15 protein-coding genes are annotated in these 14,147 nt (G+C 63.9%); 2 read left to right on the top strand and 13 right to left on the bottom strand.

All coding sequences use genetic code 11. From position 1 onward, the window contains the following. Positions 1-99 precede the first annotated feature (99 nt). Positions 100-375, bottom strand: coding sequence for a hypothetical protein (locus tag ABIB95_RS32250; protein WP_354096081.1), 276 nt, complete (start codon positions 373-375; stop codon positions 100-102). A 258-nt stretch (positions 376-633) separates the two neighbouring features. Between ABIB95_RS32250 and ABIB95_RS32245 the strand changes: the two genes are divergently transcribed. Next, positions 634-1,140 carry a methyltransferase family protein gene (locus ABIB95_RS32245; RefSeq protein WP_502917891.1) on the top strand — a complete coding sequence of 169 codons (507 nt, stop codon included), beginning with the start codon at positions 634-636 and terminating at the stop codon, positions 1,138-1,140. A 1,055-nt stretch (positions 1,141-2,195) separates the two neighbouring features. Here the strand turns inward: ABIB95_RS32245 and ABIB95_RS32240 are convergent. The 6 genes from ABIB95_RS32240 to ABIB95_RS32215 all read right to left on the bottom strand — a co-directional run bounded on the left by ABIB95_RS32240 (position 2,196) and on the right by ABIB95_RS32215 (position 8,035). Continuing rightward, positions 2,196-2,414 (bottom strand): hypothetical protein, encoded by a 219-nt coding sequence (locus ABIB95_RS32240; protein WP_247342444.1) that lies wholly within the window; start codon positions 2,412-2,414, stop codon positions 2,196-2,198. Positions 2,415-2,621: 207 nt separating this feature from the next. Beyond that, positions 2,622-3,674 carry an ABC transporter ATP-binding protein gene (locus ABIB95_RS32235; protein ID WP_354245409.1) on the bottom strand — a complete coding sequence of 351 codons (1,053 nt, stop codon included), beginning with the start codon at positions 3,672-3,674 and terminating at the stop codon, positions 2,622-2,624. Then, positions 3,667-4,647, bottom strand: coding sequence for an ABC transporter ATP-binding protein (locus tag ABIB95_RS32230; protein WP_354245406.1), 981 nt, complete (start codon positions 4,645-4,647; stop codon positions 3,667-3,669). Before ABIB95_RS32230 ends, ABIB95_RS32235 begins: the two co-directional genes overlap by 8 nt. Next, complete coding sequence (locus ABIB95_RS32225; protein ID WP_038936568.1) at positions 4,644-5,465, bottom strand: ABC transporter permease; 822 nt, start codon at positions 5,463-5,465, stop codon at positions 4,644-4,646. Before ABIB95_RS32225 ends, ABIB95_RS32230 begins: the two co-directional genes overlap by 4 nt. Then, positions 5,462-6,385 carry an ABC transporter permease gene (locus ABIB95_RS32220; RefSeq protein WP_063982990.1) on the bottom strand — a complete coding sequence of 308 codons (924 nt, stop codon included), beginning with the start codon at positions 6,383-6,385 and terminating at the stop codon, positions 5,462-5,464. The genes ABIB95_RS32225 and ABIB95_RS32220 overlap by 4 nt, the downstream gene beginning before the upstream one ends. A gap of 60 nt (positions 6,386-6,445) precedes the next feature. Then, on the bottom strand, positions 6,446-8,035 hold the full coding sequence (locus ABIB95_RS32215; RefSeq protein ID WP_354245403.1) for an ABC transporter substrate-binding protein: 1,590 nt from the start codon (positions 8,033-8,035) through the stop codon (positions 6,446-6,448). A 252-nt stretch (positions 8,036-8,287) separates the two neighbouring features. Between ABIB95_RS32215 and ABIB95_RS32210 the strand changes: the two genes are divergently transcribed. Then, on the top strand, positions 8,288-9,163 hold the full coding sequence (locus ABIB95_RS32210; protein WP_354245401.1) for a hypothetical protein: 876 nt from the start codon (positions 8,288-8,290) through the stop codon (positions 9,161-9,163). A gap of 13 nt (positions 9,164-9,176) precedes the next feature. Here ABIB95_RS32210 and mtnK read toward each other — a convergent pair whose 3' ends face one another. The 6 genes from mtnK to ABIB95_RS32180 all read right to left on the bottom strand — a co-directional run bounded on the left by mtnK (position 9,177) and on the right by ABIB95_RS32180 (position 14,146). Beyond that, entirely contained in the window at positions 9,177-10,463 is a 1,287-nt protein-coding gene (gene mtnK, locus ABIB95_RS32205; RefSeq protein WP_354245399.1) for an S-methyl-5-thioribose kinase, read from the bottom strand. 89 nt (positions 10,464-10,552) lie between these two features. Beyond that, complete coding sequence (locus tag ABIB95_RS32200) at positions 10,553-10,900, bottom strand: hypothetical protein (RefSeq protein WP_014494873.1); 348 nt, start codon at positions 10,898-10,900, stop codon at positions 10,553-10,555. 36 nt (positions 10,901-10,936) lie between these two features. Then, positions 10,937-11,212, bottom strand: a complete 276-nt coding sequence (locus ABIB95_RS32195) for a DUF1467 family protein (protein WP_038943027.1) — start codon at positions 11,210-11,212, stop codon at positions 10,937-10,939. Between the two features lie 11 nt (positions 11,213-11,223). Beyond that, positions 11,224-11,628, bottom strand: coding sequence for a methylmalonyl-CoA epimerase (gene mce / locus ABIB95_RS32190; RefSeq protein ID WP_028149063.1), 405 nt, complete (start codon positions 11,626-11,628; stop codon positions 11,224-11,226). 41 nt (positions 11,629-11,669) lie between these two features. Next, entirely contained in the window at positions 11,670-13,340 is a 1,671-nt protein-coding gene (locus ABIB95_RS32185) for a ribonuclease J (RefSeq protein WP_354245396.1), read from the bottom strand. Next, the gene (locus ABIB95_RS32180; protein WP_208071089.1) at positions 13,340-14,146 is read right to left on the bottom strand and encodes a biotin--[acetyl-CoA-carboxylase] ligase; all 807 of its coding nucleotides are present in this window, start codon (positions 14,144-14,146) and stop codon (positions 13,340-13,342) included. Before ABIB95_RS32180 ends, ABIB95_RS32185 begins: the two co-directional genes overlap by 1 nt. Position 14,147: the final 1 nt, after the last annotated feature.

Below are 14,147 nucleotides of genomic sequence, written 5' to 3'. Positions count from 1 at the left end.
GAGGCATGGCTTGAGCCCTCGCCGCTAGGACGTTTGAGACGTCAGGCAAAATACCGGCACAAGTCCATCATGGCGCTGGTCCCGTAAAGACCACCGAGCTCACGGCAGCGGCTCGACCTTCGCCGCCATATCGGGAACGCGCGTGATCTTGTACATGGCGTTGCTGCATTTGAGAACCCAAACGTCGCGATCAGGTCGAGACGCCTTCGTGTTCTTCTTTGCGCCGAGTGGCTTTTCGCAAGTGAAGCCTTGCGTGCGTATCTGGGCCGCAAGCATTCCCTGAACGGTTTCGGCCGGAATCTGCTGCGCCCGCACTTGCGGAGCAAATAGAATAAAAACGAAGGCAAGTAGTAATGATCCAGATGCTCTGTGCATGATTTCAACCCTTGAAGCAGCCGCCCCGCAAGTTCGAACGTCGCACTATAGCAGAAACACCGGTGTTGTCCGCGCCGGGCCTTCCGCGCCGTAGCGCGCTAGCTGCACTCATTGTCAGGACAACGAGCGCGGGTTGGTGGCAATTTGCCCGAAAGCAGACCTATTGCGCTCAGTTCAAGCTTTGTCGTTCATGACCCAAGGCGGACCTGACGCGCTCCCGGTGCGGTGTGTTAAAATAGCAGGGAACGGATCGTGTCTATGCCAAGAACTGCTGCCGTCATCGGCACCGCCATCTTCTTCGTGTTCGCGCCCTGCGTGGTGGCTGGGGTGGTCCCGTGGTGGATTTCACGCTGGGAGTTCAAGTTGCCGTTTCTCCGCGTCGAGCTCACGCGCTTCGTCGGCGCCGCGCTAATTCTTGCCGGCTTAGCCGGGCTCGTGGATTCATTCGCGCGTTTCGCACTGCAGGGGCTCGGCACGCCGGCGCCGATCGCCCCGACCCAACATCTCGTCGTTACCGGCCTCTATCGCTATGTGCGCAATCCAATCTACGTGGCGGTCGCCGCCGTCATTTTCGGCCAGGCGCTCCTGTTCGGCGATTGGGGGCTGTTCGCCTACGGCGCAGTCGTCTGGCTCGCCTTCCACCTTTTTGTCGTGGGCTACGAAGAGCCGACGCTAAAAAGGTCATTCGGCGCGGAATACGAAGCGTTCTGCATCAATGTGCCGCGTTGGATCCCGCGCCCAACTGCGTGGCGAGGCGGTCGGTAGCTGCCGTAGCGCATGACCTCGGCGCTGATTTTTGATGAGCTTCTCGAAGGCTCCTCAACAAAGCTTGTCTGCAATTGGGCCCATCAGCGAAGTGGCGGCACGCCTCATTGAGGTCCGATCAATAGGGCATAGCGGACTGAATTTGCTCAGGTTGAGTTTTTCGTAGTTTGACCCAGAGCGGTCATCAGCCGCCGTATTCGGGCGAAGTTGATATAGATCAACCTTGATGATGTGCATAGTCGATACCGCAAAATGTTGCTTGCAGTCTCTTCGGTAGGAATGAGCCGCAAAGGATAGTCAGTCGTTCAATCATTGACACATAAGGAGACGCGCAAATGAGGAAGCTTGCTTCGATAGGACTGATCGCCGCGGCCATGTTCGCTAGTCCGGCCATGGCCGCGTGGTACGACCAAAGCGGCGCAGCCGTCCATCCGTCCCGCGTCGTTCACTGCATCCGGGCTCCAGACGTTGGCAGTTTTGCCGGAGGGCCGTTCAATAAGCCTCCCTGCGAACCGGCAAGCTGGCGTAGGTCGGCGTGGCGCGACAAAAGCGGTGCAGTCGTCCCTACCTCCAACGTCGTTCACTGTGTCCGGGCTCCAGACGTTGGCAGTTATGCCGGAGGTCCGTTTAATAAGCCTCCCTGCGAACCGGCAACCTGGCGCTGAGGCGAGCGGCAAGATGCCGCCAACGTTCCCTGCGAAGCGAACGTTCAATGTCGGGACGGTTCGTTGACGCTGCGCGCTGGTGCCAAAATCACCGAGCGTAGACAAGTAGACAAAGAGAGCAACTGGCTGCCTGCGAGTGGCCAGTTCTCGCTTTACATCCGCGTCTACTGGGCGGGAGCAACATCCTCGATGGTCAGCGGAGACCGCCGTTTGTCCGAATACAATCGAGCAGTTAACTACGGCGTCCGCGACGCGGTTCCGAGATGCGAACGGACGATATATCGAACGTCGGTTGTTGGCCCTTAACGGACCTATGGACGCTGTCGTGGATTTGTCTGCTGCTGACCCAGCTGAGACATCGGCGCGGGGCTTCTGTCCCGCGTTTTGTGTCTAGGACCACGGCGGCTCTTCGCTCTTCCCGACCGCCTCGTGGCGGGTCGTGACACCCGCCGAACGCAAGCCGGTCAGCAATACGGTTCTCACAGAGGCCGGATCGAATCCAATATCCTTGGCGTTTGGTGGATGTGCTTCGCTGCCCTTCAACCGGAGCGCCAAGTGCAATTGCTCGCAAAGGTGCTGAACGACGAGATTGACCTGATCGTCAGTCATGATCTGCCTTTCCTGCTACATTTTGCTAGCCAACCATGTAGCACACATGAAAATGGGGCGGTACGCGATTGGACCGCGCCAAGGATCAACCCCAGGCGATTGCCCATGGGCGGATCCCAAAAATCGTCCGCCTGTCAGGACAGACCGGACGTGACTAGCGGCCCACTAGAGCGACGCTTTTGACCGCGACGGACGCGCCTCCCATCCCTAGGGATGCCCGCCTCCGGTCGAGGCCAATGCCGCCTGCCCCGCAATCTCGTCAGCCCGCCAGCACCTCACCTCATGTCCATCGGCGCGCGTTTCCAGCACCGGACCGGGCTCGTGGCGACACACGGCCTCCGCGTACCGGCAACGCGGGCTGAAGGCGCATCCGTTCGGCGGATTGAGCGGGTTCGGAAGGTCGCCCCCTGTCGTCGCCAACGGCGCATGACGCAGCGGATCGGGGATGGCCGCGATCAGGGCTTGCGTATAGGGGTGCGCCGGCCGCTCGAAGATTTCGCGCCAGTGGCCGTTCTCGACGATGCGGCCGAGATACATGACGGCGACGCGGTCGCTCATGTGCTCGACGACGCCGAGGTCGTGGCTGATCATGATGTAGGAAAGACCGAGCGTGTCCTTCAATTCCAGCAGCAAATTGATGATCTGGGCGCGGATCGAGACGTCGAGCGCCGACACGGGCTCGTCGCAGATGACGATCCTGGGATTGAGGATCAGGGCGCGCGCAATCCCGATGCGCTGGCGCTGGCCGCCGGAGAATTCATGCGGATAGCGGTCGGCCTGTTCCGGCCGCAGGCCGACATGCCGCAGCATCGCCGCAACACGGTCCTCGATCTCACTTTTTGCGGTCACGCCATGCACACGCAGGGGATCTTCCAGCGTGCGGCGGACGGTCTGGCGCGGATTGAGCGAGGCGTAGGGATCCTGAAAGACGATCTGCACGGTGCGGGCCAGCGACTTTCGGTCGCCGGCTTGCCTGTTCGTCACCACCTGCCCGTCCAGCACGATGCGGCCGCGCGTCGGCGTCAACAGACCCAGGATCGACAATGCGACGGTCGACTTGCCCGAGCCGGACTCGCCGACAAGGCCGAGGCATTCGCCTCGTCTCAGCCTGAGATCAACGCCGTCGACGGCACGGAGCACCCGCCGGCCGCGGCCCAGCAGGCCGCCCCCCATCGGAAAATGAACCGCGAGATCCTCGACACTGAGAATGAGATCGTCGTCCGGCCTCGCTTCCCCCTGCATGGCTTGCGGCTCATGCATGGTGATAACACCGGACGAAACCGCCGGCCCCCAGCAAATCCGTCTCCGGCGCCACTGTTCGGCAAATCTCGGTGGCCTGCGTACAGCGCGGATTGAACCGGCAGCCATCCGGGAAATTCGTGATGGCTGGAACCACGCCCGCGATCTCCTTGAGCCTGGTGCGGCCAAGCGCGGCCCGGCTACCCAGCCGCGGCAGCGAGGCGACCAGGCCCTGCGTATAGGGATGCGAAGGCGCCCGGAAAATATCGGCAGAGCCGCGCTCCTCGACGATGCGGCCGGCATACATGACGGCGACACGGCGGCAGACATTGGCGACGAGGCCGAGATCGTGGCTGATCATCAGGATCGCCGTTCCCCGCTCGGCGCACAGATTGCGCATCAGCTCGATGATTTCCGCCTGCACCGTCACGTCGAGCGCGGTGGTCGGTTCGTCCGCGATCAGGAGATCCGGACCGCATGCGAGCGCAATGGCGATCATGACGCGCTGGCGCATGCCGCCGGACAGCTGGTGCGGGTAGTCGTTGACGCGCCGCTCCGGTGCGGGGACGCGGACGCTCGCCAGCGCCTCGACCGCGAGTTGGTTGGCTTCGCGCCAGCTCTTGCCCTTGTGCAGCACGAACATCTCGGCGATCTGCCGCCCCACCGGCGAGACCGGATTCAGCGCCGTCATCGGCTCCTGGAAGATCATGGCGATGCGATTGCCGCGCAGCTCCCGCTGCCTGGCCGCGGAAAGGTGCTGGATCTCCCGTCCCTCAAACCGGATGACGCCGCCGCCGATCGACAGCGGTTGCCGCAACAGGCCGATCAAGGCGAGCGCCGTGATGCTCTTGCCGCAGCCGGATTCGCCGACCAGCCCGAATGTCTCGCCGCGATCGATGCGGAACGAAATGCCCTCGGCTGCCGCGACGCGCGTTGCTCCGTCGTCGAGATCGATGCGCAAATCTTCGACTTCGATCAGCGGCGCGCCCGTCATGTCCGCCGGCTCCGCGACTGGGGATCGAGAATGTCGCGCAGGCCGTCGCCGAGCAGGTTCAGGCCGAGCACCGTCAGGAAGATGGCAAGGCCCGGAAACACCGAGAGCCACGGCGCCGTCGTGATCTGCTCGCGCGCATCCGACAACATGCTGCCCCAACTCGGAAAGGGCGGGCGGACGCCGAGGCCGAGGAACGACAAGGCAGCTTCGGACAGGACCGCGCTACCCATGCCGAGCGTGCCGATGACGACGATCGGCCCTAGCATGTTCGGCAGCAGCTGCGTGACCATGATCCGCAGATCGCCGTAGCCGAGCACGGTCGCCGCCTGCACATAGCCCTGGCTCCTCAGCGACAGCGCCGAGGCCCGTGCGATCCGGCAGGTAAAGGACCAGTTGGTCAGGCCGAGCGCGATCAGCAGGCTGGTGAGGCCGGGGCCAAGCACCGCCATGATGGCGAGCGCGAAGATCAGCGAGGGGATCGCGAGCATCAGATTGGTCAGGCCGTTGACGAAATCGTCCCACCAGCCGCCCCAATAGCCCGCGCTCAAGCCGAGCGCGACGCCGATGACGCTGTTGATGAGCTGCGAGACGATGCCAACGGTCAGCGAGACGCGGGCGCCGTAGACGACGCGGGAATAGATGTCGCGGCCCTGGTCGTCGGTGCCGAACCACCAGGTCCAGCTCGGAGGCTCCTCCGCGTTCATGAGGTTAGCGTCGAGGACGGGATCGGTGTGCGCCAGCCAGGGCGCGAGCAGGCCGACCAGGATCGCGAGCGCGAACAGCGCGCCACCGATGATGAGATTGGCGCGGAGCTTCATGCGTATCTGATCCTGGGATCGATCACGCCGTAGAGCACGTCGATCAGCAGATTGATCGCGAGAAAGGCCAGCACCACCACGAGAATGGAGCCCTGGACGGCGGGAATGTCGCGCTGGAGCACACTGTCGACGAGCAGCGAACCGATGCCCGGCCAGGAGAATAGTTTCTCGACCACGACCGCCTGCCCCATCAGCCCGCCGAACTGAAGGCCGACGGTGGTGAGAATGATGACGAGCGCGTTGCGCATCACATGCCACTTCACGACACGCGTCTCGCTCATGCCCTTCGAGCGCGCGGTGCGGACGAAATCAGCGGTCATGATCTCGAGGACCGCAGCGCGCGTCGTGCGGGCAAATAGCGCCATCGGCGAGACGCCAAGCGTCACGGCCGGCAGAAGCAGATATTTCAGCCCTCCATCGCCATAGCCGAAGCTCGGCAGCCAGCCGAGCTTCAACGCAAACAGATACATCAGCACCAATCCGAGCCAGAATTTGGCAATGGAAAGGCCCGACACCGCCAGCACCATGGCGAGCGTATCGACGATGCCCCCGGGTTTCAGCGCTGCGATGAAACCAAGGGGAACACCGATCAAAATCGCAAACGTCATGGCCGTGAAGATGAGCTGCAGCGTCGGCCAGGCCCGTTTGGCGATCATGGTCGTGACAGGCTCGCGGGTCCGGAACGAGGTGCCGAAGTCACCGGTCGCGAGCTTGGCGATGTAGGCGCCGAAACGCCAATAGAGGGGATCGTCGAGGCCGAGCTGCTTCTTCATGCGCAGCTCGACCTGGGGATCGCTGTCGTCGCTCATGCTCGAGACAATACTGCCGGGAACGACGCTGAACAGCACAAAGACCAGCAGCACGACAGCGAGCACGGTCGGAATGGTTTGCAGAAGACGGCGGAGCAGGAACGAGAGCATCCAGGCTTTTCCTCTCTCCCCCCACCGCTCGTCGCGATGGAGGGAGCGCGAGAGCGCGTGTCACTTCGCGGGCGAGGTCTCGTCGACCCAGAGGTCTTCGACGTTCTGATGGGTCAGCTCCGTCGCATTGAGCTGAACGCCCTTGAGCCACGGCTGCACCGCCATGACCGCCTTGTTGTAGTTGAAGAACCAGACCGGCGCTTCCTCATAGAGCAGCGCATTGGCCTTTTGCAGCAGCTCGGTGCGCTTTGCGGGATCGTCGGCCTGCCCTGCTGCATCGATCAGCTTGTCGAAATCGGCATTCTTGTAGTTCATGTAGTTGCAGGCCGGCTGCGGCGTCGAGGAGTGGAAGCATTTGAGCGCGGCCAGGGGATCCGGGCCGGTCGCCTGGGAATAGATGAAGGCCTGGTAGTCGCCGCTGCGCACCACCTCGGCCAGCACCGCGGTCTCGACCTGCTTGACCTTCGCCTTGATGCCGACCTTGTCCAGCATCGGGATCACGGCCGAGACGATCGGCAGACCCCAGCTTTCATTCTGGCTGGTGGTCCATTCGAATTCGAAGCCCTGCGGATAGCCGGCCTCCGCGAGCAGCTGCTTGGCCTTGGCGGGATCGTAGGGGTAAGGCTTCATCGCCTTGTCGTAGGCTGGAGATGTCAACGGCAGCCAGCTGGTGGCGCGATAGGCCTTGCCCTTGACCAGCTTGTTGATGATCAGGTCGGTATCGATCGCGTAGTTGATCGCCTGCCGGACGCGCTTGTCGGTGAACGGCTTGAACGAGGGATTCATGCCCATGTAACGCGTGAAGACCTCGGCGACTTCGACGATGGTGCCCTTGAGGTCGGCGTCGGACTGATAGGCGACATATTGCGCAGGTCCCAGCACCGAGGTGTCGATCTCCTTGTTGCGGAAGGCGACATCGCGCGCCGCGGCCTCACCCATGATCGACACGATGACCTTGTCGGCGTAGGGCTTGCCCGGCTTGTAGAACCGGTCCCAGCGCTCCAAAACGATGCGCGATCCCGGCACGTGCTCGACGAATTTGAATGGCCCGAGACCGATCGGCTTCTGGATGAAGCTCTCCTTGGCGGCCTCGTCGGCGGGATAGATCGAGGTCAGCGCGGTGAAGAAGTAGAAGCCCGGATCGACTTTCTCGGTCAGCTTCATTTCGAGGGTGAAGTCGTCGATCTTCTTGAGGCCGGAGATCTCCTTGGCCTGTCCCTTCTCGACCGCGGCCGCGCCCTCGATGACGCGGACAAAACGCGCGCCGGGATAGGCCTTGGTGCCGTCCATGATGCGGTTGTAGGACCAGATGACGTCGTCGGCGGTCATCTTGCGGCCGTTGTGGAAATAGGCGTCGTCGCGCAGCTTGAAGGTGTGAACGAGACCGCCTCCCGAGACCACGTCCTCCTTGGCGAGCTCCAGAACCGGCTTGCCCTCCGCGGAATTCCAGATGTAGAGCGACCGGTGCAGCGCCTTGGCGTAGATCTCGTCCTGGGCGCGCTGCGTGGTGTGAATATCGAGGCTCGTGAAACTCGAACCGTAGGGCGCCGTCATGCGGATGGTTCCGCCCTTGCGCGGCGCCTGGGCCTCCGCCGAGGTGGCGAGCGCCAGCCCCAAACCAGCGACGATCGCGATCATCCTGAACATCATGTGTCCCCCAACAACGCAGGCATTCCGATCAGGGATTTGATCATTCGTAGCCCGTCGAACGCAAGCTTCGTTTTGATGGCGACGGGTTCCGGAACGCGGCGCTCGCGAGACCCTCGGAGGCCAGGTTGCGTCCCAAGCGGTGCAAGCCGCCGATTGCGGTGCATCATGAGCGACCGAGAGCAGTGAACATTTTTCGTGATCAACGCGACCAAGCTCAGGATCATTATCTGAGCCCCAGGGATCACGGAAAAAATGAATCGCCGAACGCTAGGTATCTTGCTCACGGGCGGACTGCTCGCCGCCACGGCCGTGCTGGCAAGCCCGGTCGCGGCCAGCCTCGGCCGGTACAGCGAGGCGGACAGCATCCGGTTCAGCTGGAGTCGCACCACCGGCGTGAACGACTATCTTGACGAGACGTGGTGGGCGGTCCGGGGCCATGACACTCCGGATAATTTCGTCGAACGACTGCTGAGCATCCCTGTCGGAGCGGTCGCACGGGGCGCACGTACGGGTTTCGAAGCCAGGGTTTCCCAGGGCACCGGCCTGCCACTGCCAGAGAGCTGGAGCATCGCTACGGCGAAGAATTCGCCGTTCATCGCGTCAGTCTACGCCGAGACCCCGCGCGATCTCTCGGCTGTGCTCGGCTTCTATCGCGCCGAGCTCGGCAAGCGTGGCTGGATCGAGACGGTGGTCGAACCGGACCGGGCCGTGATCACCTTCACGACGGCCCGTGGACCGGTCCTGCTCCGGCTTTCCCGTCAGGACGACAGGACAATCGCCGAACTTTCGCTGCGCAAGCCGGGTATCGCGAATGCCGGCCTCCTGCCGAGGCCGAGGCAGGCAAAGCTGATGCTCGGCAACAAGTCGGACGAGGCGGCGGTCATCACCGTCGCCGACCAGACCATCAAGCTGGCGGCACACGCCGGCGAGAAACTGGCGCACTCGGACTCCGCAGCAGCCGAAATACCGGACAGCCAAAAGATCGATCTTCCGCCCGGCAAGTACAAGGTCACCCTCAAGGTCGAGGGCGGCACGGTCCAGAGCCGGGAGTTCGAGGTCGCGCCCAGCGAGACCTGGGGCCTGCTGGCCGGCACGGACGGCGCCCTGCTGCCGATGCGGCTTTATTAAAGCGCATCGGCCCCTAGCCGTTCGCAAACTCCGGCTGCCAATCGCGCAGTTTTCGCGCTGCGCCGGTGACGTCCGAGATGTTCGGAAATGCCCCCGCCTCCACCATCATCGCTCTCGCCAGCCGCACGGCGCGAGCCTCGCTGATCGCGCGCTTCTTCGGGTCCTCGATCAGCTCGAAGTCGATGTTGTGGGCCAGGCCGAAGATACGGCGGAGGGTTTTGGCGGCGGCGAAGCCGACGGTGTCAGTGAACAGCCGCTGCATGTAGGCCTGCCGCTCGGCTTCCAGGCATGCGGCGCCCCTCTCGCCGGCGAAGAGCGTGACCGGATAGGCATCGCCGGTGGCGCCAGCGCGCCAGAGATCGAGGAACTTACGGGCGAGCTCGCTCCAGACCTTCTCGACCGTTTCCAGCACCCAGCTTTCGAACGCCTGCCGCTCGCCCGGCGCGCGCTCGTGGCCGGCGGAGGCGAAATAGGCCATCAGGAGGTTCGCAAGCACCGCGCCGACGTCGAATCCCATTGGGCCGTAGAATGCGAATTCGGGATCGATCACGCGCGTCTGGCTCTCCGTCACCATGATCGAGCCGGTGTGGAGATCGCCGTGGAGCAGTGCCTCGGGGCTTGCCATGAACTTCAGCTTCAGCCGGGAGATCGCGACGTGCAGGTCCATGTCGTCGCGCAACGACGCGGCCAGGCCGTCGAGATATGGCGCGGTCCAGCGGTTCTGCTCGGCAATGCGGTAGGGATCGGTGAAGATCAGGTCTTCGGTGATCTTGCAGAGCGCGTGGTTGCCGGCAAAGGCGGCGATGCCCTGCTTCTTCTCGGCCGCCGACAGGGCGAGGTCGGAGGTGAAGAACAGGGTGCGCGCCATGAAGGTGGTGATGTCGTCCACGAAACCGGGATATTGCGTTGCGGCGACCATCCCCTTGCGCATGATGATGTGGGGCTCGAGCAGCTCCATCACGGTCAACGCCAGTGTCTCGTTGTGGTGCAGCAGGGCCGGCACGAGGCCGGGCGCGAGCTGGGCCTGCTTCGACAAGGCGAGATACTCGTAATGGGCCCGCGACAGCGGCAGCGGCCAGCTCTCGCCGACGAGGCGGACGTAGGGCAGCGCCTGCTTCACGGCGACGCCGCCGCGCGCGCCCTTGACGATGAAGACGAGATTGAGATTGCCGTCGCCGACCTCGGTGATGCCCCAGGCGGCCGGCTCGCCGCCGATGAGTGCCTTCAGGTCGGAAATACCCGCGAGATGGTCCCGCAAGGCCGCCTCATGCAGAATCCGGTAGTCCCCCGCGTCGGCCATGACGATCCCACCCCATGATATTTGAGCACGATCTTATCGGAAAACCGCTTCGCACTTTTCCGGATCATGCTCTTGGCATGGCCGGATCGTTACTCCCGCTCCAGGAAGCTCGAGCCGATCTCGGCCTTTCTTTTGATGGGATCGTAATCACAATAAACGCTGTCCGCCACCAGCGTGTAGCTGGCGCTGACGGTGTATTTGTCCAGCTTGACCGAGTTCAGGCCGATCACCGAGGTGCTCTTGCCCCCGTTCCACTTGAACGGCGTCGAGCTCTTGGCCTGCTCGCAGGCCATCACGGCCTCGTTGAAGACAGAGCCCTCGACGAACGCCTTCAGCGTTCGGACCTGCACGGCCATCTTCCACTCGAAATAGCCGATGGCGCCAAGGCCGGCGACGATCAGCACCAGAAGCGCGATGACGATCCGCTGAAAAGTCATTCGTTTCCCCCAAAACAATATTGCCGGCAAAAACGTCTAGAACGGCATTCCCATCAATTTTGACAAGCGTTCGATCGAAAGATAGCCGGCATGATAGGCGGCGATGCCGATCCCGTAGATGATCGCCGAGATGATCGTGGTCCAGATCAGCTTGCCTCTCATCCGCGTCAGAACCGGTGCGCCGGGGTCGGTGCCGGGCGCGCCGACGCCGTCCTCGTGCTGGCTGCGCACGCCGAACGGCAGCGTCAGAAACAGCGCGATCCACCAGATGACGAAGTAGATCGCAAGCGCGGTCGATATCTGGATGGCCATGATCCGGCGCCCTACGCCTGCTCGATTTCGACCAGCGCCCCGGAAAAATCCTTCGGGTGCAGGAACAGCACCGGCTTGCCGTGGGCGCCGATCTTCGGCACGCCGTCGCCGAGCACCCGTGCGCCCTCCTTCACCAGCGTGTCGCGCGAGGCGATGATGTCGACGACCTCGTAGCAGATATGGTGGATGCCGCCGTCGGCATTGCGCTCGAGGAACTTCGCGATCGGCGAGGCCTCGCCGAGCGGCTCGATGAACTCGATCTTGGTATTGGGCAGTGTCGCGAACACGGTGGTGACGCCATGCTCGGGCAGCGCGACCGCCTCCGAGATCTGCGCCCCGAACGCCGCGCCATAGATCTTCGCGGACTTGACGGCGTCCTTGGTCGCGATCGCGACGTGGTTGAGGCGACCCAGCATGTTTCTTCTCCCTCAGCGCATGATCCGAAGACCATGCTCAACTACACCGTCAGGACGTGTACCAGACAGGGGGGCTTTTTGCCCCAATGTTCGTTGATGACGGCACGGACAGCGCGTCGCACCGACTCAGCCAGGGCATCCGCATCGCGGCGGCGCGCCTTTGGCAGGCCCTCGATGGTGGAGACCACAGCGTCGAAGACGATGTCGTCGAAGGGCTCGCCGTCCCGGTTCTTCTCGGGAATGCCGACGAGATCGACCTCGGGATCGTCGGCAAGCTCGCCCTGCTCCGTCATCGCGACCGCGACGAAGGCGCAGCCGGAGAAAGCCATGCGACGACGCTCGACCACGGCGCGGGACTTGGAGTCCTCCAAGATCGTGCCGTCCTTGTAGATCCGGCCGGAGGGCACCTCGCCGATGATGCCGGGATCACCCGGGCCGAGCTTGATCAGGTCGCCGTTGCGAACGACCAGGACGCGCGGCACGCCGGCGGCGCGCGCGAGCTTGGCATGCTCGTTCAGGTGCAGCGCCTCGCCATGGACGGGGATCAGGAGCTGCGGCTTGGTCCAGGCGATCATGTCGCGCAATTCGTCGCGGCGGGGATGGCCGGAGACGTGGACCAGATGGTCGCGGTCGGTAAGGACCTCGACGCCCTGCAGCACCAGATTGTTGATGATCGAGCCGACGGCCTTCTCGTTGCCCGGGATGGTGCGCGAGGAGAAGATCACGCTGTCGCCGCGGTTGAGCGTGATCTCGGGATGGTCGTCATTGGCGATGCGCGCCAGTGCCGCGCGCGGCTCGCCCTGGCTGCCGGTGCACAGCGCCAGCACCTTGTCCTGCGGAAGATGGCCGTAGACCTCGGGCGAGCGGAAGTTCTGCACGCCGTCGAGATAACCGGTCTCGCGCGCGACCTGCACCACGCGCTCCATGGCGCGGCCGACCACGACGACCTCGCGATCGGCAGCCCTGGCCGCGGCAGCGACGGCCTTGATGCGCGCGACGTTGGAGGCGAAGGTCGTCACCGCGACGCGGCCCTTGGCGCCCTTGACCAGGTCGATGATGGTTCGCGCGACCTCGGCTTCCGAGGGCGAGCGGCCGTCACGCACGGCATTGGTGGAATCGCCGATCAGGGCGAGCACGCCCTCCTCGCCCAGTTCGCGCAAACGCTTCTCGTCGGTCGGGCTCCCGAGCGTCGGGGTCGGGTCAATCTTCCAGTCGCCGGTGTGCAGCACCGTGCCGACCTCGGTGTGGATCGCCAGCGCATGCGCTTCCGGGATCGAATGCGCGACGGGAATGAACTCGACCTTGAACGGGCCGATATCGACGCGCCCGCCCGACGGCACCACCGTCACCGGGATTTTCGGCGCATTGCGCTCGGCGGCGCATTTGGCCTCGAACAGCGCCGCGCTGAACTGCGTGGCATAGATCGGGCATTTCAGCTTCGGCCAGAGGTCGATGATGGCGCCGAAATGGTCCTCATGGGCGTGGGTCAGCACGAGACCCATCAGGTTCTTGCGTTCCTTCTCCAGGAAGCTGATGTCGGGCATGATCAGGTCGATGCCTGGCAGATGCTCCTCGTCGCCGAAGGAGACGCCGAGATCGACCGCCAGCCAGGCGCGCTGCTGGCGATTGCCGAGGCCGTAGATCGACAAATTCATGCCGATCTCGCCGACGCCGCCGAGCGGCGCAAATACCAGTTCGTCAGGCTTCGCCATCACGCAGCTCCCACGGAGGCGGCCGAACCGAAGAACACCTCGCCGGCCGCCACCGGGAGGCGTCGGCCGTCAACGGTGCGGACGATCAGGCAGCCGGTGTCGTCGATGGTGTCGAAAATGCCTTCCAGCGTCATCGTCCCCGTGTTGATCGCGACCCGTTCGCCGAGGCCACAGGCTCGCTCCAGCCACAGCTTGCGGATCTCCGCAAAGCCGCGGCCATTGTCCCAGATGCCGAGGAACTCGACCCAGGCGTCGGACAGCGCCGAGAACAGCTCTTCCGCGCTGATCTGGACGCCGAGCGCGGCCAGCGACACGGCCGGCGTCGGCGTGCCCTCCGGCGCCGCCACGACGTTGGTGCCGATGCCGACGACGACGGCGAGACGATCGCCGATGGCCTCGGCTTCGAGGCCAATGCCGACCAGCTTCTTGCCGCCCGCGAGGACGTCATTCGGCCATTTCAGGGCGTATCTGGGCCGCTCAGGACCAAGCCGCAATGCGGCCTCGAGGCTAACCTTCTCCAGGGCAGCCTCTTCCGCGAGCCCCGCCGCAAACCCGATGGTGGCGGCAACCGCAGGCGCTATGTCCAGCACCTCGAGGACGCTGGCAGCCAGATTGCCCTTTGGCGCGATCCAGGCACGCTGGCGCCGGCCGCGGCCGGCGGTCTGGTCGGAGGTGACGAACCACATCGGGCCGCGTTCGCCGGCCCGCGCGTGCTCGATGGCGTCGGTGTTGGTCGAACCGGTCCGTTCGAAAGCCGCGAGCTTGTAGCCCGCCGAGAGTGCGCGAGGACCGAGCGCGAACCCCATC

This window comes from Bradyrhizobium sp. LA2.1, from assembly GCF_040547725.1.
GTDB lineage: Bacteria > Pseudomonadota > Alphaproteobacteria > Rhizobiales > Xanthobacteraceae > Bradyrhizobium > Bradyrhizobium barranii.
Note: the sequence above shows the minus strand (reverse complement) of the source record. Positions and strands in the feature narration are given on the sequence as shown.